Source organism: Streptomyces virginiae, assembly GCF_040638905.1.
In the GTDB taxonomy this organism is placed as follows: Bacteria; Actinomycetota; Actinomycetes; order Streptomycetales; family Streptomycetaceae; genus Streptomyces; species Streptomyces virginiae_B.
Map to the genome: position 1 here is coordinate 161,796 of NZ_JBEZYV010000013.1, position 19,456 is coordinate 181,251.

General features: G+C 72.9%; 17 protein-coding genes. 16 read left to right on the top strand and 1 reads right to left on the bottom strand.

Annotation, left to right across the window (positions count from 1 at the left end):
* Positions 1–168: 168 nt before the first annotated feature.
* The 15 genes from AB0F82_RS20460 (at position 169) to AB0F82_RS20530 (ending at position 16,624) form a co-directional block, all read left to right on the top strand.
* Positions 169–2,553: a collagenase gene (locus AB0F82_RS20460; RefSeq protein ID WP_362629596.1), complete on the top strand. Its 2,385-nt coding sequence runs from the start codon at positions 169–171 to the stop codon at positions 2,551–2,553.
* A gap of 82 nt (positions 2,554–2,635) precedes the next feature.
* On the top strand, positions 2,636–3,811 hold the full coding sequence (locus tag AB0F82_RS20465; RefSeq protein ID WP_362629599.1) for an NAD(P)/FAD-dependent oxidoreductase: 1,176 nt from the start codon (positions 2,636–2,638) through the stop codon (positions 3,809–3,811).
* A complete protein-coding gene (locus tag AB0F82_RS20470) occupies positions 3,811–4,122 on the top strand; it encodes a (2Fe-2S)-binding protein (protein WP_390078462.1) in 312 nt (103 codons plus the stop codon). Before AB0F82_RS20465 ends, AB0F82_RS20470 begins: the two co-directional genes overlap by 1 nt.
* A 205-nt stretch (positions 4,123–4,327) precedes the next feature.
* Positions 4,328–5,794 carry an NAD(P)/FAD-dependent oxidoreductase gene (locus AB0F82_RS20475; RefSeq protein WP_362629602.1) on the top strand — a complete coding sequence of 489 codons (1,467 nt, stop codon included), beginning with the start codon at positions 4,328–4,330 and terminating at the stop codon, positions 5,792–5,794.
* 75 nt (positions 5,795–5,869) lie between these two features.
* On the top strand, positions 5,870–6,784 hold the full coding sequence (locus AB0F82_RS20480) for a dihydrodipicolinate synthase family protein (RefSeq protein WP_362629605.1): 915 nt from the start codon (positions 5,870–5,872) through the stop codon (positions 6,782–6,784).
* A 20-nt stretch (positions 6,785–6,804) separates the two neighbouring features.
* On the top strand, positions 6,805–7,809 hold the full coding sequence (locus AB0F82_RS20485; RefSeq protein ID WP_362629608.1) for a proline racemase family protein: 1,005 nt from the start codon (positions 6,805–6,807) through the stop codon (positions 7,807–7,809).
* Positions 7,806–8,825: a proline racemase family protein gene (locus AB0F82_RS20490; RefSeq protein ID WP_362629611.1), complete on the top strand. Its 1,020-nt coding sequence runs from the start codon at positions 7,806–7,808 to the stop codon at positions 8,823–8,825. Before AB0F82_RS20485 ends, AB0F82_RS20490 begins: the two co-directional genes overlap by 4 nt.
* Before the next feature lie 29 nt (positions 8,826–8,854).
* Positions 8,855–9,763: an ornithine cyclodeaminase family protein gene (locus tag AB0F82_RS20495; protein WP_362629670.1), complete on the top strand. Its 909-nt coding sequence runs from the start codon at positions 8,855–8,857 to the stop codon at positions 9,761–9,763.
* A 72-nt stretch (positions 9,764–9,835) separates the two neighbouring features.
* The gene (locus tag AB0F82_RS20500) at positions 9,836–10,546 is read left to right on the top strand and encodes a GntR family transcriptional regulator (RefSeq protein ID WP_356815368.1); all 711 of its coding nucleotides are present in this window, start codon (positions 9,836–9,838) and stop codon (positions 10,544–10,546) included.
* Between the two features lie 24 nt (positions 10,547–10,570).
* Positions 10,571–10,771 carry a hypothetical protein gene (locus tag AB0F82_RS20505; RefSeq protein ID WP_362629615.1) on the top strand — a complete coding sequence of 67 codons (201 nt, stop codon included), beginning with the start codon at positions 10,571–10,573 and terminating at the stop codon, positions 10,769–10,771.
* A 170-nt stretch (positions 10,772–10,941) separates the two neighbouring features.
* Positions 10,942–12,684 (top strand): ABC transporter substrate-binding protein, encoded by a 1,743-nt coding sequence (locus AB0F82_RS20510; protein WP_362629618.1) that lies wholly within the window; start codon positions 10,942–10,944, stop codon positions 12,682–12,684.
* A gap of 22 nt (positions 12,685–12,706) precedes the next feature.
* A complete protein-coding gene (locus AB0F82_RS20515) occupies positions 12,707–13,672 on the top strand; it encodes an ABC transporter permease (RefSeq protein WP_362629621.1) in 966 nt (321 codons plus the stop codon).
* Complete coding sequence (locus AB0F82_RS20520) at positions 13,669–14,655, top strand: ABC transporter permease (RefSeq protein WP_030960527.1); 987 nt, start codon at positions 13,669–13,671, stop codon at positions 14,653–14,655. Before AB0F82_RS20515 ends, AB0F82_RS20520 begins: the two co-directional genes overlap by 4 nt.
* On the top strand, positions 14,655–15,653 hold the full coding sequence (locus tag AB0F82_RS20525; protein WP_362629624.1) for an ABC transporter ATP-binding protein: 999 nt from the start codon (positions 14,655–14,657) through the stop codon (positions 15,651–15,653). Before AB0F82_RS20520 ends, AB0F82_RS20525 begins: the two co-directional genes overlap by 1 nt.
* Positions 15,650–16,624, top strand: a complete 975-nt coding sequence (locus AB0F82_RS20530) for an ABC transporter ATP-binding protein (protein WP_362629627.1) — start codon at positions 15,650–15,652, stop codon at positions 16,622–16,624. The genes AB0F82_RS20525 and AB0F82_RS20530 overlap by 4 nt, the downstream gene beginning before the upstream one ends.
* Positions 16,625–16,835: 211 nt before the next feature.
* On the opposite strand, the gene AB0F82_RS20535 is transcribed toward AB0F82_RS20530, so the two are convergent.
* Positions 16,836–17,177 carry a HopJ type III effector protein gene (locus AB0F82_RS20535; RefSeq protein WP_362629630.1) on the bottom strand — a complete coding sequence of 114 codons (342 nt, stop codon included), beginning with the start codon at positions 17,175–17,177 and terminating at the stop codon, positions 16,836–16,838.
* Between the two features lie 223 nt (positions 17,178–17,400).
* Between AB0F82_RS20535 and ligA the strand changes: the two genes are divergently transcribed.
* Positions 17,401–19,449, top strand: coding sequence for an NAD-dependent DNA ligase LigA (gene ligA / locus AB0F82_RS20540; protein WP_362629673.1), 2,049 nt, complete (start codon positions 17,401–17,403; stop codon positions 19,447–19,449).
* Positions 19,450–19,456 lie beyond the last annotated feature (7 nt).

The window sequence follows — 19,456 nt, forward strand, 5'->3', positions numbered from 1 at the left end:
CTCCTTCACGAAAGACGCGAACTGGTGGGCGCACAGGTCTTGTCAGTGCAATTTCACATTACTATGTTACAGCTCACACCGCGGCACGTTAATCCCCGTCAAACGCCGCGTGACGCAGGGCAGTTCACGCACCACCCCCCACCTGACCCCTCCCAACAGGAGTTCTCGGTGCTCAAGCACAGAGCTGTGCGCTCTTCCCTCCTCGCCTCCGCCGTAGCCGTGACGCTTCTCGCCACCGCGGCACAGGGCACCACGCAGGCGGCCGAGTCCGCGGCCCCCGCCGCGTTCACCGGCGCTCCGGCCGCCGCGCCCGCCACCGCGGCCCACGGCCCCACGGGGAACCCGTTCGACGAGGTCGACCGCTTCGCCGACGCGAAGGACAACGCCCCGGCGCCCGCCCCCGCCCCGGGCGGCCTGAACATCTCCGGCCAGGTCCCCGGCGCGGCCCCCGCCAGTGCGCCCGCCCAGGACCTGGAGAAGCGGGGCACGGCCGCCAGGTCGGCCCCCACCGCGAAGAGCGTCGCCGCGGGCGTCCCCTGCACCCTCGACGGGATCACGAACCTCACGCCCGAGCAGTTCGCCGACTTCCTCGCCGACCAGGCCGTGCTGGCCGACGGCTGTCTGCGCGGCCTCATCTGGACCTGGGACGCCCGCCTGGCCCCCGTGATGTCGGACGCACACGTCCAGGCCGTCTCACGCCGGATATCCGCCCTGGCCGCCGCCCACGACGGCCGCAACTCCTCGCACCTGGAGGAGATGTTCACGTACCTGCACGCCGTCGCCTACCACGACTTCTCGCGCGACGAGATCGACGTCACCGACGCCCCGACCACCGCCGCGATACGCAAGGCCATCGACGACTACGGCAACGCCGCCCGGACCTTCGACGTCACCCCCACCAACGCCCGCACCCTGCGCGAGGCCCTCTACTCCGCCGGCCCCGGCCTGCGCCAGCACCAGCTCGGCCTGGTCAAGAAGGTCCTGGCCACCATGGACCCGGCCCACCCGGCCACCCACCTCGACCCCACCTGGGGGGGCGCCGTGCTCGCCGCGCTCTCCACCAACTACTTGGGCGTCTACCCGGGCAACGAGGACACCGCCTTCCACGCCGCCGTGGCCGCCGACCCCGCCTACCGCGCCGCTTTCAAGGCCTTCGCCGGCTACACGCACCTCAAGGGCACGGCCAACGCCTGGGTGGTGCGCGACGCGCTGAGCGAGTACGCCCGCTTCGGCCAGGTCGACGGCCTGCGCGACCAGGTCGTCGCCGACCTCGGCGCGATGCTCGGGCCGCTGAAGGCCGGCTTCGGCGACGGCAGCGAGCCGTGGGCCAAGGTCGTCTCCTGGCTCAACTTCTACGAGGCCTGCAAGCCGTACGGGGTGTGCAAGGAGGACATCGAGAAGCAGCTCTTCCCCCACACCTACACCTACGACAACGGCGCCATCAAGGTCCGCACCGGCCTGGACCGCGCCACCGTCGACCAGCTTTACTACGCGAGCAAGCAGGTCAAGGCCCAGTACCACCGCGTCCTCGGGACCGACCAGCCGCTCGCAGGAGACCCCAACGCGACGCTGAACATCGTGCTCTACGGCTCCCGCGCCGACTATGTGAACTACCACCCGATCCTGACCGGCTACGACACCAACAACGGCGGCATCTACATCGAGAACGGCGCCACCTTCTACACCTACCAGCGCCGCGTCCCGCAGGACTCCTCCCTCACCCTGGAGGAGCTCTTCCGCCACGAGTACACGCACTACCTCAACGGCCGCTTCGCCGTCCCCGGCTTCTTCGGCCAGGGCCCCTGGTACGAGAGCGACCGCACCACCGCCATGGACGAGGGCACGGCCGAGTTCTTCGACGGCGCGACCCGCGACAACGGCATAGCCGTCCGCAAGTCCCTCGTGAAGAGCATCATCAGCGACACGGCCGGCGGCGGCCCGCGCATGACCGTCGAGCAGCTGCTGAACGCCACCTACGAGGGCGACGGATTCCGCTTCTACAGCTACGCCGGCACCTTCTTCGAGTTCCTGTGGACCGAGAAGCCCTCGCTGCTGCGGGAGATGTACGCGCACCTGCGGGCCGACGACGTGGCGGCATACGACGCCTGGCGGCACCGGATGGGTGCGGACACCTACCTCCAGCGCGACTATGACCGTTTCCTGAACGCGCAGATCGCCAAGGTCGACCAGCTCTTCGTGCCGAACACCACCTTCACCCCCAACGAGCAGCTGCGCGACTCGGCGCTCGGCTCCGTGAAGTCGACCTTCGCCACGGCCACCCACAACACCCCGGACTGCGTGGAGAACGGCGACCCCGGCAAGCGCCGCTTCACTTGTACGGGCCGGATCACCGCGAACCTGAAGAACTGGCGCAACGACGACCAGAACTTCAAGGACATGTCGGAGACGGTCGACTACTTCATCCTCGACCGGGCGGGCGCCGCCTCCAACAACCTCGCCGACATGAACTGCTCCTTCGGTACGCCGGAGATCTGGAGCAACAAAACCGCCGCGACCTCGAGTTACAGCTGTGAGGGACCGCTGCGCAGCTGACGGGCTCCGGACCGGTCCCGCGCCCGAGGAGGAGCGTGGGACCGGTCTGGGCAGGCACTAAAGAATGTGACATATTACTGTCGTGCTCAAGAGACACTCCCTGGACGCCGTGATCATCGGCGCCGGCGTCGTCGGAGCGGCCTGCGCCTACTACGCGGCCCGCGCCGGCCTCTCCGTGGCCGTGGTCGACCGCGGCGCCGTCGCGGGCGGCACCACCGGCGCCGGAGAAGGCAATCTGCTCGTCTCCGACAAGGAGGCGGGACCGGAGCTCGACCTCGCCCTGCTCTCCACCCGGCTGTGGACCGAACTCGCCGCCGTCCTCCCGCAGGAGGTGGAGTACGAGCCCAAGGGCGGGCTCGTCGTCGCCCCGGACGAGGCCACGGTGAAGGCCCTGCGGAGCTTCGCCGAGGGGCAGCGCGCGGCCGGCGTCGACGCGGTCGAGGTCCCGGCGCACGCCCTGCACGACCTGGAACCGCACCTGGCCCCGGGCCTCGCGGGAGGCTTCCACTACCCGCAGGACGCGCAGGTCCAGCCGGCGCAGGCGGCCGCCCGGCTGCTGGCCGCGTCGGGCGCCGAGACGTTCCTCGGCGAGGAGGTGACGGAGGTGCTGCGGGACCGGGGCGCCGTACGGGGGGTCCGCACCACGCGCCGCCAACTCCTGGCCCCCGCCGTGGTCAACGCGGCCGGTACCTGGGGGGCGCACATCGCCCGGCTCGCCGGCACGGAACTGCCCGTCCTCCCGCGCCGCGGCTTCGTCCTGGTCACCGAACCGCTGCCGAGGGTGGTCCGGCACAAGGTCTACGCCGCCGACTACATCGCGGACGTCGCCAGCGGCTCCGCCGCCCTGCAGTCCTCGGCCGTGGTCGAGGGCACTCCTGCCGGACCGGTCCTCATCGGCGCCACCCGCGAGCGGGTCGGCTTCGACCGGGGCCTGTCGACGCAGGCGCTGCGCCGGCTGGCCTCCCAGGCGGCGGCCCTCTTCCCCGTACTGGCCGATGTACGGGTCCTGCGCACCTACCACGGCTTCCGCCCCTACCTGCCCGACCACCTCCCCGCGATCGGCCCGGACCCCCGCCGCCTGGGGCTGCTGCACGCCTGCGGCCACGAGGGCGCGGGCATCGGCCTGGCCCCCGCCACGGGCCTGCTGATCGCCGCCGCCCTGACGGGGGCCGAACCGCCGCTCGCGACCCATCCGTTCCGCCCGGACCGCTTCGGCGCCGGCCCGGCCCCCGCCGACACCCCCGAGGAGCACCACTGATGCGCAGCCCCCGCTCGCTGGTCGGCGGCAGCCCGGCGGCCGCGTACGAGATCACCTTCGACGGCCGTGAACTGCCCGCGCAAGAGGGCCAGAGCATCGCCGCCGTGCTGTGGGGCGCCGGGATCCTGGCCTGGCGGACCACGCGCGAGGGCGGTGCCCCGCGCGGGGCGTTCTGCGGGATCGGCAGCTGCTACGACTGCCTCGTCACCGTCAACGGCCGCCCGAACCAGCGCGCCTGCCTGGTCCCCGCCCGCCCGGGCGACGCCGTCACCACCCAGGAGGGAACCGGCCGTGCCGACCTCGCCGTCTGACCCCGCCGAGCCGCCTCGCCCCGCGGGGCAGCCCCGATCCCCGCAGCCGCCGGCGTCCCCCGGGCCGGGTGTGCACGTCGGCCCCGCGCCCGCCGGGCAGGCTGTCACCGCCGGGAAGCCGCGACCTGACGGGCCGTCCGCGCTCACCGGGCGGCCTGCGCCCGCGGGGCGGGCTACGTCCGCCGGGCAGGCTGCGCCCGGTGGGGTGGATGCGGTCGATCTGGCCGTGGTCGGGGCCGGGCCGGCCGGACTGGCCGCCGCCGTCACGGCCGCCCGCCTCGGGCTGCGGGTCGCGCTCCTCGACGCGGGCGACCGCCCGGGCGGGCAGTTCTACCGCCATCCCGCGCCGGGCCTGGGCGCGGCCCGCCCCGAGGCCCTGCACCACGGCTGGGCCGAGTTCGCGACCCGCGAAGCCGCCCTGCGCGCCCACGAGTCGGCCGGCCGCATCACATACCTCCCGCTCCACCACGTGTGGAGCGTCGTCCCGGGCGAGGCAGTGGCGGCCGAGGCGCGCCGCGGGCATGCCGCGCCCGCCACCGAGTGGACCCTGCACGCCGTCGCCGGCCACGCCCCCGACGAGCATGCCGCGGCCGTCACCGCCCGCGCCGTGCTCATCGCCACCGGCGCCTACGAGCGCCAACTCCCCTTTCCCGGCTGGACCCTCCCCGGAGTGGTCGGGGCCGGCGGCGCGCAGGCCATGCTCAAGGGCGGGCTGGTACTGCCCGGCAAGCGCGTGGTGGTCGCCGGGAGCGGTCCGCTGCTGCTCGCGGTGGCCGGTTCCCTCGCCGCCGCCGGAGCCACCGTGCCCGCCGTGGTGGAGGCCGCCGCCTACACCGCGTACGCCGGCCAGGTGCCGGCCCTGCTGCGCAACCCCGGCAAGATCGTCGAGGCCGCCGGCTACGGCGGGGCGCTGGCCCGGCACCACGTCCGGCTGCTCACCCGGCACGCCGTCACCGAGGCCCACGGCACGGACCGGATCGAGGCCGTCACCGTGGCCCGGCTCGACCGCGACTGGCGACCGCTGCCCGGCACCGCCCGCCGAATCCCCTGCGACGCGCTCGCCGTGGGCCACGGGCTCGTGCCCCAGCTCGAACTCGCCACCGCACTGGGCTGCGCCACCCGGCCCTGCCCCGACGCCGCCGTCGCCCTGGAGGTGGACGCCCTGCAGCGAACCTCCGTCCCCGGCATCTGGTCCGCGGGGGAGACTGGCGGCATCGGCGGCGCCCAACTGGCCATGGTGGAGGGCGAACTGGCGGCGCACTCCGTCGCGGACGCGCTGCGGCCCGGGGCGGGCGCCCCGGGCCCCGACCGCGCCGACCGCGTCGGACGGCTCGCCCGCCGCCGCGCCCGGCTGCGTGCCTTCGCCGACGCGATGGCCGCCGCCCACCGCCCCGGCGACGGCTGGACCGGCTGGCTCCGCGACGACGCCGTCGTGTGCCGGTGCGAGGAGGTCCCGGCCGGCCGGATCCGCGAGGCGGCGCAGGACCTCGGGGCGCGGGACGCCCGGACCGTCAAGCTGCTCACCCGGGCGGGCATGGGCTGGTGCCAGGGCCGGATGTGCGGCCCGGCCGTCGCGGCCCTGGCCGGGGCGGAGCCCGCGGCGGACCGCCGGCCCTTCTCCTGCCCGGTCCCGCTGGGCCATCTCGCCGAACTTCCCGCCACCGACCGCTGATCAGGGGCGCCCCGGCCCTTGTGGCCGCGCCGCACCCACTAGTAAAATGTCACACACCACACTAGGGAGCCTCACATGACCAACGCGCACATCCCCGCGCCCCGCACCCGTCCCTGGCACGGAATCATGGTCGCCACCGCGCTCCCCCTGCGCGAGGACCTCACCGTCGACTACGACGCCTACGCCGAGCACGTGGCCTGGCTGATCGCCAACGGCTGCGACGGCGTGGTCCCCAACGGCTCCCTCGGGGAGTACCAGACCCTCACCGACGAGGAGCGGGCCCGCGTCGTGCGCACCGCCGTCGAGGCGGCCGGCGACGGTGCCCGCGTCATGCCCGGCGTCGCCGCCTACGGCAGCGCCGAGGCCCGCCGCTGGGCCGACCAGGCCGCCGAGGCCGGCGCCGGCTCCGTACTGCTGCTGCCGCCCAACGCCTTCCGGGCGGACGAGGAGACCGTACGGGCCCACTACGCCGAGGTGGCCCGCGCGGGCCTGCCCGTGGTCGCGTACAACAACCCCATCGACACCAAGGTGGACCTCGTCCCGGCCCTGCTCGCCCGGCTGCACGCCGACGGATCCGTCGTCGCCGTCAAGGAGTTCAGCGGGGACGTGCGCCGCGCCTACGAGATCGCCGAACTCGCCCCGGGCCTCGATCTGCTCATCGGCGCCGACGACGTCCTCCTCGAACTCGCCCTCGCGGGCGCCGTCGGCTGGATCGCCGGCTACCCCAACGCCCTGCCGCGCTCCTGCGCCACCCTCTACCGGGCCGCCGTCGCCGGGGACCTCGACACCGCCCTGCCGCTCTACAAGTCCCTGCACTCCCTGCTGCGCTGGGACTCCAAGACCGAGTTCGTCCAGGCCATCAAGCTCTCCATGGACCTGGCGGGCCGCCCCGGCGGCGCCACCCGCCCGCCGCGCTTCCCGCTCACCGGCGACACGGAGGCCGCCGTCCGCGCCGCCACCGAGAAGGCCCTGGCCGAGGGCCTCAACTAACCAGCTGGAGGGGACGCCTGATGCGTACGCGCCACGTCTACCACGCGGTGGACTCGCACACCGAGGGCATGCCGACCCGGGTCGTCACCGGGGGAGTCGGGGTGATCCCCGGCGCCACCATGGCCGAGAAGCGGCTCCACTTCATCGAGCACATGGACCACGTACGGACCCTGCTCATGTACGAGCCGCGCGGGCACTCCGCGATGAGCGGCGCCATCCTGCAGCCCCCGACCCGCCCCGACGCCGACTACGGCGTGCTGTACATCGAGGTGTCGGGCCTGCTGCCCATGTGCGGGCACGGCACCATCGGGGTGGCCACCGTCCTGGTGGAGACCGGCATGGTGCCCGTCGTCGAGCCGGTCACCACCGTCCGGCTCGACACCCCGGCCGGGCTGGTGAGCGTCGACGTACGGGTGGAGGACGGGGCGGCCACCGCCGTCACCCTCACCAACGTCCCCTCCTTCAGCGTCGGCCTCGGCCTGAAGACCGAGGTCCCCGGATTCGGCACCGTCGCGTACGACCTGGCCTACGGCGGCAACTTCTACGCCTTCGTCGAACTCGACGCCCTCGGGCTGCCCTTCGACCGGGCCCGCAAGGACGACCTGCTCGCCGCCGGGCTGGCGATCATGGACGCGGTCAACGCCGGACCGGACCGGCCGGTCCACCCCGAGAACCCCTCCATCGCCGGACTCAAGCACGTCTACCTGGCCGCGCCCGGCTCCGACGCCCGCCGCTCCCGGCACGCCATGGCCATCCACCCCGGCTGGTTCGACCGCTCGCCCTGCGGTACGGGCACCAGTGCGCGGATGGCCCAGCTGCACGCCCGCGGCCTGCTGGAACTCGGCGCCGACTTCGTCAACGAGTCCTTCATCGGCACCGAGTTCACCGGCCGGCTGGTCGCGCGGACCACCGTCGCCGGCCTGCACGCCGTGGTCCCCACGGTCACCGGGCGGGCCTGGATCACCGGCACCGCCCAGTACTTCCTCGACCCGTCCGACCCCTTCCCCGGAGGCTTCCTCCTGTGACGACCGTCCGAACGGTGGACTACCACACCGCCGGCGAGCCCTTCCGGATCGTCGACACCGCAGGCGAGGGCATGCCGCCCGTGCCGGGGGACACCGTCGCCGAGCGCTGTGCCACCGCCGTCGGCCCGGGCGGATCGGGGACGGCGCCGCGCCGGGGCGTGCTGGACGACGTACGGCGGCTGCTCGTGCAGGAGCCGCGCGGACACGCCGGGATGTACGGCGGGTTCGTGGTACCGGCCGACGACGACGGGGCCCACTTCGGCGTGCTGTTCTGGCACAAGGACGGCTACTCCACGGCCTGCGGCCACGGCACCATGGCCCTCGGGGTCTGGGCCGTGGACAGCGGCCGGGTCGCCGCCCCGGACGACGGGGACGTCCCGGTGCGGATCGACGTACCGTCGGGGCGGGTCAGCGCCACCGTCCACCGCGGCGGGGGCCGTACCACCGGCGTCACCTTCCGCAACGTGCCGGCCCGGGTGAGCGCCCGCAAGGTCCCCGTCGCCACATCGCTCGGGCTGGCCGAGGCGGACATCGCGCACGCCGGCGCCTGCTACGCCTCCGTCCGCGCGCGCGACCTCGGGCTGGACGTCTCGCGCGCGGCGCTGCCCGCGCTGGTGCGGGCCGGGCAGGAGGTCAGGGCCGCCCTCGCCACCCATCCCGCCACCTGGCATCCGGGCGGCCCGCTGCTGTCCGGGGTTTACGGGGTGATCCTCCACGAGGAGCTGCCCGACACTCCGTTCGGGCCGCACCAGCGCAACGTCACGGTCTTCGCCGACGGGCAGGTCGACCGCTCTCCCTGCGGCTCCGGCACCTCGACGCGGCTGGCGCTGCTCGCCGAGGACGGGCGGCTCGGGCCGGGCGAGGACCTGTTGCACGAGTCGGTCACCGGCACCGCGTTCACCGGGCGGATGCTGGAGGGAGGGGTCACCGAGGTCACCGGCACCGCCTACCGCACCGGCGAACACGCCTTCGCCGTGGACCCGTACGACGCGCTCGGCACCGGGTTCCTGCTGTGACGGCCGTACCCCAGCTCGGCGCCGCGGCCATGGCCGCCCTGCTCGGACCGGCCGCGGCCGCCGACGCCCTGGCCGCCGCCCTGCGCGGCGGCCTCGACCCGGAGGGCTGTCCCCCGCGTTCCGCGATCGCCGTGCCCGGCGACGGCGAACTGCTGCTGATGCCGGCCGCGTCGGGCCCGTACGCCGGGGTGAAGATCGCCGGGGTCGCGCCCGGGAACCCGGCCCGCGGGCTGCCGCGCATCACCGGCTCCTACCTCCTGCTGGACGGGCCGACCCTGCACCCGCTGGCCCTGCTCGACGGCGCGGCCCTGACCGCCTTGCGCACACCGGCGGTCTCCGCCCTCGCGCTGCGGCACCTGGCGCCGGCCGGGACGCCGCTTCGGCTGGTGCTCTTCGGCTCCGGACCGCAGGCGTACGGGCACCTGGAAGCGGCCCGGGCGGAGCGGGAGTTGGCCGAGGTCGTGGTGGTCGCCCGCAACGGGGAGGGAGCCGAACGCCTCGCCGCGCACGCCCGCACGCTGGGGCAGGCCGCCCGGACCGGCACCCCGCAGGACGTGGCCGACGCCGACCTGGTCGTGTGCTGCACCACGGCCCGCGAACCGCTGTTCGACGGGCGGCTGGTGCGTCCCGGCGCGGTGGTCGTCGCCGTCGGATCGCACGAGCCGACCGCCCGGGAGACCGACACCGCCCTCGTGCGACGCGCGGCGGTGTACGTGGAATCGCGGGCGGCGGCCCTGCGGGAGGCCGGTGACCTGCTCGTCCCGGAGGCGGAGGGGGCCATCGGGCCGGGCCACATCACGGGCACGCTCGCGGACCTGGTGGCCGGGCGGCTGGCGGCGGGGGGCGAGCGGGGTTGTCCACAGCTCTTCAAGAGTGTGGGCATGGCCTGGGAAGATCTTGCCGTGGCGGTCGCGCTGTACGAGGCCGCCGAGGTGTGAGCAGCGCAACGTGACATTGTACGCTGTTGCTCTGCTCGTCGGCAGGTGAAAAAGGGCCTCGGAGGAAACGCAATGGGTGACCTGAAGCAGCACAGTCTCATCAAGGCCCAGGAACGACTCCGCGACCAGGTCGGCCACGCCCTCCGAGCCGCTCTGATAGCGGGTGAGCTGCGCCCCGGCAGCGTCTACTCCGCCCCCGGCCTCGCGGCCGAACTCGGCGTGTCGGCCACCCCGGTGCGCGAGGCCATGCTCGACCTGGCGCGCGAGGGCCTGGTCGAGCCGGTCCGCAACAAGGGCTTCCGGATCACCGAAGTCAGCGAACGCGACCTCGACCAGTACACCGAGCTGCGCACCATGATCGAGGTGCCGACCATCGGCCGGATCACGCAGACCGCCACGGCCGAGCAGCTGGAGGAACTGCGCCCCATCGCGGAGGAGATCGTCACCAGCGCCCGCGAGCACAACCTCATCGGCTACCTGGAGGCCGACCGCCGGTTCCACCTCACGCTGCTGGGCCTCTCGGGCAACGAACGGCTCGTGGAGACGGTCGGCGACCTCCGCAAGCGGTCCCGCCTGTACGGTCTGACGGGGCTGGACGAGGCGGGCAAGCTGGTCTCCTCCGCCGAGGAGCACCTGGAGCTGCTGGACCTGATGATCAGCGGTGACGCGAAGGCGGCGGAGGCCTGCATGCAGCGCCACCTCGGCCACGTCCGCTCCCTCTGGGCCCAGGGCCGCGACGAACCGGTCGGCCGCACCCCGGGCGTCCTCGGGTCGGGGCTGTAGCTTTCTGCCCCCTCCTGCCCCTGGGTGGACGCCGCGGCGGACTACAACCTGCTCCTGGTCGTGGCGCTGCCGTGCGTCGCCCTCGCGTGGCTGCGATTCGTCACCGGCAGGACCGCCCGGCGAGCTCTGCCCCTCTGGAGGTGGCCGCGCGTGATCCTCGTCGTGGCCGTCCTGTGGACAGTGGTGCGCAATCTCCCTGTCCTCGGGGGAGTGCTGGGCGCCTGACGGTGTGGCCGTTCCGCCGGGCGCCGGAACTCCTCTGCAGCACGCGGCATTTGGACACGGCTGGGTAACAGCGGGTCCCACCCCTTGTGCAGTGCAATTTCACATTACTATGTTACCGGTCACATCGCAGAGTCGTAGAGCCGCAGAGCGTGCCTTCCCTGGAGTGACCCATGACCAAGCGCACCCAACTCGCCCTCGCCACCGCCCTGGTGGCCGCACTCGCACTCGGCGCCGCGGGCTGCTCCGGCACCGGGAAGGGATCGAACGGCGCCGGAGCCGCGAACCCGGCCGCCGCCAACGACGGCAAGATCCTCGGCGGTACCCCGGTCAGGGGCGGCACCCTCACCGTCCTGTCCAACCAGGACTTCGCGCACCTCGACCCCGCCCGCAACTGGGTCATGCCGACGATGGACTTCGGCACCCGCCTGCTGTACCGCACGCTCGTCACCTTCAAGGCCGAACCCGGCAAGGGCGGCAGCGAGCTGGTTCCCGACCTCGCCACCGACCTCGGCACCCCCTCCAACGGCGGCCGCACCTGGACCTTCACCCTCAAGGAGGGCGTGAAGTACGAGGACGGCACCCCGGTCAAGGCCCAGGACGTCAAGTACAACGTCGAGCGCTCCTTCGCCCCCGACCTCACCGGCGGCCCCGACTACGCCGCCCAGTATCTGGCCGGCACCGAGGGCTACAAGGGCCCCCTCCAAGGGCAGCACCTCGACTCCGTCAAGACCCCGGACGACCGCACGATCGTCTTCGAACTGAAGCGCCCCGTCGCGGAGTTCTCCGCCACCGCCACCCTGCCGACCTTCGCCCCCGTGCCCCAGTCCCAGGAGAAGGGCACCCAGTACGACGCCCGCCCGTTCTCCTCCGGCCCGTACAAGATCGAGTCGTACGACCGCGACAAGAAGCTGGTCCTCGTCCGCAACGAGCACTGGGACCCGGCCACCGACACCGTCCGCAAGGCCTACCCGGACAAGTTCGTGGTCGTCATGGGCCTCAAGGGCGGGCAGATCGACGACCGGATCATCGCCGGCGAGGGCGCCGACGCCTCCACCGTGCAGTACGCCGACATGCGGCCCGAAAGCGCCCCCAAGGTGCTGCCGAAGCCCGACGTCAAGTCCCGGCTGCTCGCCGAGTCCCAGGGCTGCACCGAGATGCTCCACCTGAACAACTCGCGCGCCCCCTTCGACGACCCCAAGGTCCGCGAGGCCATGCAGTACGCCGTCGACAAGGAGGCCGTCGTCACAGCGGGCGGCGGACCGGCCCTCAACGAGATCGCCACCGCCTACCTGCCCCCGGCCCTCTCCGGCGGCAAGCAGGCCGACACCCTGAAGATCCCCCCGGCCGGCGACCCGGCCAAGGCCAAGGAACTCCTCAAGGCCGCAGGCAAGGAGACCCTGAAGGTCTCCCTCACCGTCTCCACCGGCGACAAGGCCAAGGCCGAGGCCATCCAGCAGGGCCTGTCCCGCGCGGGTGTCGAGGTCGTCATCGACACCGTCGACCCGGGCGCCTACTACGACGTGATCGGCGACCTGTCCACCACCCCCGACATGACCCTGACCGGCTGGTGCCCCGACTACCCCTCCGGCTCCACCTGGATCCCCTTCGTCTTCGACGGACGCACCATCAAGGACAAGGGCAACCAGGGCAACTACAGCCAGTTCCGCGACGAGGAGGTCATGAAGCGGATCGACGAGATCAACGCCATGGCCGACGCCAAGCAGGCCGGCCAGGCCTGGATCGACCTCGACGCGGCCCTGATGGCCAAGTCCCCGAACGTCCCGATCCTGCTGGAGCGCAAGCCGCTCCTCGTCGGCACGAACATCGCGGGCGCGTTCGGCCACCCCGTGTGGACCGGCACCATCGACTACGGGACGGTCGGCCTCAAGGACCCCTCGAAGAGCCAGGGCTGAGGAATCCGGAGCCCCCGACACCATGACCACCACAGCCCCCGGCGCGGCCCCTGCCCCCGATGCTGCCGCGGCCCGGCCCGCGGCGGCGCCCGGCAGCAGCCCCTGGCAGCTCGCCCGGCGGGAACTGCGCCGCCGCCCCGCCGTCCGCGTCAGCCTCGGCATCGTCGGCCTCTTCGTCCTGATGGCCGTCACCGCCCCCTGGCTGGGCGCGCTCGGCGGCTGGTCCCCGCACGAGTTCGACAAGAGCGCCGTGGACCCGTACCTCGGGGGCCAGCCGCTCGGCGTACTCGGCGGGATCAGCCCCGAGCACTGGCTCGGCGTCGAGCCCGTCACCGGCCGCGACCTGTACGCCCGCGTCGTCCACGGCGCGCAGGTCTCCCTCCTGATCGCCTTCGCGGCCACCGCCATCGTGGTCCTCGCCGGCACCGCCGCCGGGATCGCCGCCGGCTACTACGGCGGCCGCACCGACGCGGTCCTGTCCCGGCTCATGGACCTGACCATGTCCTTCCCCTCGCTCATCTTCATGATCGCGCTGTTGTCCGTGGCCAAGGACGTCAACCGGATCGTCCTGATGACCGCCGTCATCGGGATCTTCGGCTGGCCCGGCATCGCCCGCGTGGTCCGCGGCCAGACCCTCTCCCTGAAGCACCGCGAGTACGTCGACGCCGCCCGCGTGGGCGGCGCCGGCCCCTGGCGGATCCTGACCCGCGAGATCCTCCCGGGCGTCGCGGGCCCGGTCATCGCCTACACCACCCTGCTCATCCCGGGAATGATCAGCACCGAGGCCGCCCTCAGCTACCTCGGCGTCGGCGTCCGCCCGCCCACCCCCTCCTGGGGCCAGATGATCGCCGAGTCCGTCGCCTACTACGAGACCGACCCCATGTACTTCGTCATCCCCAGCGTCTTCCTCTTCCTCGCCGTGCTCGCCTTCACCCTGCTGGGCGACGCGCTGCGCGACATCCTCGACCCGAGGGGCGGCCGCACGTGATCGCCTACCTCGCCCGCCGGCTGCTCGCCCTCGCCGGCGTGCTCCTCGCCATCGCGGCCGTCACCTTCCTCATCTTCTACGTCCTGCCCGCCGACCCGGCCGCCGCCGCCTGCGGCAAGACCTGCAGCACCGAACGCATCGCGGACGTACGCGCACACCTGGGCCTCGACCAGCCCCTGTGGAAGCAGTTCGCCGACTTCCTGACCGGCATCTTCACCGGCCGCACCCTCGGCACCGGCCAGTACGCCGTCTCCTGCGACTTCCCCTGCCTGGGCTACTCGTACGAGAGCTCCCTGCCCGTGTGGGACCTGCTCATGGACCGGCTCCCGGTCTCCGCCTCCCTGGCCCTCGGCGCCGCCGTGCTGTGGCTGGTCCTCGGCCTCGGCGCCGGGGTGACCGCCGCCCTGCGCAAGGACACCGCCACCGACAAGGCCCTGATGGTCGGCGCCGTCGCCGCCGCCTCGCTGCCCGTGTACTTCACCTCGGTGATGCTCATCTACGGCGTCATCCGCATCGCCGGACTGCTGCCCTACCCCACCTACCAGGCCTTCACCGACAGCCCGGTCGGCTGGGCCTCGAACCTGCTCCTGCCCTGGACCGCGCTCGCCCTGCTCTACGCCGCCATGTACGCCCGCCAGAGCCGGGGGTCGATGATCGAGGCGATGGCCGAGCCCTACATCCGTACCGCCCGCGCCAAGGGCATGCCCGAGCGGACGGTCGTCGTCAAACACGGCCTGCGCTCCGGGATGACGCCGATCCTGACCATCTTCGGCATCGACCTCGGCGGCCTCCTCGCCGGAGCCGTCATCACCGAGTCGATCTTCGGACTGCCCGGCATCGGCCGGCTCTTCTACGGCGCCCTGGTCAACTCCGACCAGCCCGTGGTCCTCGGCGTCACCCTCCTCGCGGCCTTCTTCATCGTCGTCGCCAACCTCGTCGTCGACCTCCTGTACGCCGTCATCGACCCGAGAGTGAGGTACTGATGGCCGCTCCGCTCCTCGCAGTACGCGACCTGCGCGTCACCTTCACCACCCCTCGCGGGACCGTCCGGGCCGTCGACTCCGTCGGCTTCACCGTCGAGGCCGGACGCACCCTCGGCATCGTCGGCGAATCCGGCTCCGGCAAGTCCGTCACCTCGCTCGCCGTCATGGGCCTGCACCGCGGCGCGGTGGAGGTCGCCGGCTCCGTCGCGCTCGCCGGCCGGGAGCTGACGGGCCTGGCCGAGCGCGAGCTGGGCAAGGTCCGCGGCCGCCGGATGGCCATGATCTTCCAGGACCCCCTCTCCAGCCTGCACCCCTACTACACCGTCGGCGAGCAGATCGCCGAGCACTTCAGGGTCCACTTCAGGGCCGGCCGCGCCGCCGCACGCAGACGCGCCGTCGACATGCTCGGCGAGGTCGGCATCCCGGAGCCGGCCCGCCGGGCGGGCGAGTACCCGCACCAGTTCTCCGGCGGCATGCGCCAGCGCGCGATGATCGCCATGGCCCTGGCGTGCGAACCCGACCTGCTGATCGCCGACGAGCCGACCACCGCCCTCGACGTCACCGTGCAGGCGCAGATCCTGGAACTCATCGCACGGCTCCAGCAGGAGCGCGGACTCGGCGTCGTCATGATCACCCACGACCTGGGCGTCGTCGCGCGGGTCGCCCACGACGTCCTGGTCATGTACGGCGGCCGCGCCGTCGAACAGGCACCCGTCGACGCACTGTTCGCCGATCCCGCCCACCCCTACACCCGCGGGCTGCTCGACTCGCTGCCCCGCCTCGACACCTCCGACGACGAACCGCTCCCCTTCATCCCCGGCTCCCCGCCGTCCCTCCTTGTACCGGCCCCCGGCTGCGCCTTCGCACCCCGCTGCCCCCTGGCCGCCGAACGCTGCACCGGCGAACGGCCGGAGCCGGCCGCGTACGGGGACGGAACCGGGCGGACCGTCGCCTGTCACTTCGCCGGGGTCCGCGCCGTCGAGGAGGCCGCCCGATGACCGAGACCACGCTGCTGTCCGTACGGGACCTCACCATGACCTTCCCCGGCAGACGATCCGCGACCGGGCGCCGGGGGGCGCCCGTGCGCGCCGTCGACGGGGTCTCCTTCGACCTGGCGGCCGGACAGACCCTGGGCCTGGTCGGGGAGTCGGGCTGCGGGAAGTCCACCACCGGCCGGATGCTCGTACGGCTGCTGGAGCCCACGTCGGGACGGGTCGCCTTCGAGGGCAGGGACATCAGCCGGCTCTCCCAGGGCGCGCTGCGCCCGCTGCGCAGAAGCGTCCAGATGGTCTTCCAGGACCCGCACTCCTCACTCAACCCCCGCCAGACCGTGGCCCGGATCATCTCCGAACCGCTGCTGGTGCAGGGCTGGAGCGCGGGGGACGCCCGCCGCCGCGCCGCCGAGCTGATGGAGCTCGTCGGACTGATCCCCGAACACATCGACCGCTACCCGCACGAGTTCTCCGGCGGCCAGGCCCAGCGCATCGGCATCGCCCGCTCGCTGGCCACCAGCCCCCGGCTGATCGTCGCCGACGAACCGGTGTCCGCCCTCGACGTCTCCGTCCAGGCGCAGATCGTCAACCTGATGGAGCGGCTGCGCGCCGAACTGGGGCTCGCCTACGTGTTCATCGCGCACGACCTGTCGGTGGTCAAACGGGTCAGCGACCGGGTCGCCGTCATGTACCTCGGCCGGATCGTCGAGATAGGGGACAAAGCATCCCTCTACGACAACCCCCAGCACCCCTACACCCGGGCGCTGTTGTCCGCCGTACCGCTGCCCGACCCGGCGGCGGAACGGCGGCGGGAGCGGATCGTGCTGCTCGGCGACCCGCCGAGCCCGGCCGCCCCACCTCCGGGCTGCACCTTCCACCCGCGTTGCCACAAGGCCCAGGAGATCTGCCGCACCGAACGCCCACTGCTGCGGCTTGCCGCCTCCCGAGAGGTGGCGTGTCACTTCCCGGGTGACTGACGGGGATCACGGGAAGAAGGGAGGGCCCGGGGCCGGCACGACCGCCTCCGGGCCCTTCCGCCACAGACGGCCCTCAGTTCGTGTCGTCAAAGTCCCGCCTGGCCGGCGGGGCCCGGCACGCACGCTCCAAGCCCCGCCGGCCCCGCCCTCCGGGCGGCCGACGCCACTTTGACGACACTCCCCAGCGCGGGGCGTCCGATGCCTTCGCCGGTCAGCTCTTGCGGGTCAAGGGCTGCCCGGCGAAGCGCACCCCTGCCAGGCCGTGCGCCATGAGGTTGCGGATGTTGCCGTGGTCAGTGCCGTCCGGTGTCGCCAGCACGCTGCGGTAGTGCTCGCCGAAGGCCTGCAGTGCCTCGTGGTCGCTCAGCCCCTCCAGCAGGGCCAGTCCCAGCGTCTTGCAGGAACCCTCGTTCTCACCTGCGGCGTTCTCCAGTCCTCCGTTGCGGAACGCCTGCGGCTGGTAGTCGTAGCGCGCGGTGACGAAGGCCAAGGTGTCGGCGAACTCGTGCTCACCCGACGCAAGGCTCGCCCGCAGCGAGTCCAGATCAGTCATGTCGGTTTCCCCGGGTTGAACGGATGACGTCGATTGCCGTCCGTGACCGGGGGACGATACCCCCTCGGAGCCGGCCGGCAGGAATCGGGCCATATGTCGGAACGAGCAGCATCTGCGCAGGTCACGAGGTGGTGCGTCCGGGGGAGCGCGCGGCACCGCGGCGCGGCTCGGGCGGGCGTCGCGAGGCGGTCGGGCGGTGGCGTTGTCAGTGCCGGGCAGCATGATGACCTTCATGACCGAAAACAGTGCCCTGCTCTCTCCTGCCGCCTATGCGGAGGCCGTGACCACCGCCGTGGCGGCTTCGGCCGCTTACTACGGCGACGGGACCAACCCGCTCGGTGACGACGAGTACGACGGGCTGCTGCGCGCCATCGCGGCCTACGAGGAGGCCCATCCGGACGAGGCGCTTGCCGAGTCGCCGACCGGGAAGGTGGCGGCCGGGGCCGTGCAGGGTGACGTGCCGCACTCGGTGCCGATGCTCTCCCTCGACAACGTCTTCGACGCCGACGAGCTCGCCGAGTGGGCCGCAGGGCTGGAACGGCGTCTCGGGCACCCCGTGTCCGGGTGGTGTGTGGAGCCGAAGCTGGACGGCCTCGCGGTGGCCGCCCGGTACCGGGACGGCCGGCTCGTCCAGGTCCTCACCCGCGGCGACGGCTCGGCCGGCGAGGACATCACCCACGCCGCCGACGCCGTGCTCGGTCTGCCGCCGGTCCTCACCGAGCCGATCGACGTCGAGTTGCGCGGCGAGGTACTGCTGACGACCGCGCAGTTCGAGGAGGCCAACCGGATCCGGCTCGCCCACACCGCCACGCCCTTCGCGCACCCGCGCAGCGGAGCGGCCGGCACCCTGCGGGCCAAGGACCGCCCCTACCGGATCGAATTGACCTTCTTCGCCTACGGAGCGATCGGCCTGGACGACCTCGGCCACGCCGCTCTGCTGGAGAAGCTGGCCGCGCTCGGCGCGAACACGGCCGCCGGCACGGCCGCCGCCCCGATGCGGTGCGAGACCGTGGAGCAGGTGCAGGAACGCATCGACGTGATCGCCGGGCTGCGCGGGGACCTGCCGTTCGGGATCGACGGTGTCGTCGTCAAGGCCGACACGGCGCAGGACCAGCGGCAGGCCGGCAACGGCTCGCGCGCCCCGAGGTGGGCGGTGGCCCGGAAACTGGCGGCCGAGCACAAGGTGACGCGTCTGCTGGCGGTGGAGTGGAACGTCGGCCGGACCGGGATCATCGCCCCGCGCGCGGTCCTGGAGCCCGTGGTCATCGACGGGGTGACGGTCACCTACGCCACGCTCCACAACCCCTCCGACATCACCCGGCGCGGGCTCATGATCGGCGACCAGGTGTTCGTGTACCGGGCCGGCGACGTGATCCCCCGGGTCGAGGCACCGATGGTCGATCAGCGCACCGGCGCCGAGAGACCGATCGTGTTCCCCGAGGCGTGCCCCCGCTGCGGGGACGCGATCGACACCTCCGAGCAGCGGTGGCGGTGCGTGCGCGGCCGGAGCTGCCAGGCCGTGGCCTCGGTGGTCTACGCCGCCGGCCGGGACCAGCTCGACATCGAAGGACTCGGCGGCACGCGCGCGATCCAGCTCGTGGAGGCCGGTCTGGTCAAGGACGTCGCCGACCTGTTCACGCTGACCCGCGAGCAGCTCCTCGGCCTGGAGCGCATGGGTGAGACCAGCGCCGCGAACCTTCTGGCCGCGATCGAGACCGCCCGCGGGGCCGCATTGAGCCGCGTGTTCTGCGCCCTCGGTGTCCGCGGCACCGGTCGCACGATGTCCCGCCGGATCGCCGCGCACTTCGGCTCGATGGCCGCGATCCGGGCCGCCGACGCCGACACGCTGGCCGGGGTCGACGGCATCGGCACCGAGAAGGCCCGCGTCATCGCGGCCGAACTCGTCGAACTGGGCCCGCTCCTCGACAAGCTCCAGGAGCAGCAGGTCGGCACGCAGGTCACCGAGCCGCAGAAGCCCGCCGGCGACGGAGGCGACGGCGACGGCCCGGTGGACGGCCCGCTGGCCGGACAGGCCGTCGTGGTGACCGGCTCCATGACCGGCCCCCTTGCGCAGTTGTCCCGGAACGAGATGAACGAGCTGATCGAACGGGCAGGCGGAAAGGCATCGTCGTCGGTGTCCAAGCGGACCACCCTCCTGGTGGCGGGCGAGAAGGCGGGCTCCAAGCGCACCAAGGCCGAAGAGCTCGGCATCCGCATCCTCGGCCCCGGGGAATTCGCCGACCTCGTCGCCGACCTCCTCCCCACCCCCTAGTGCTGGG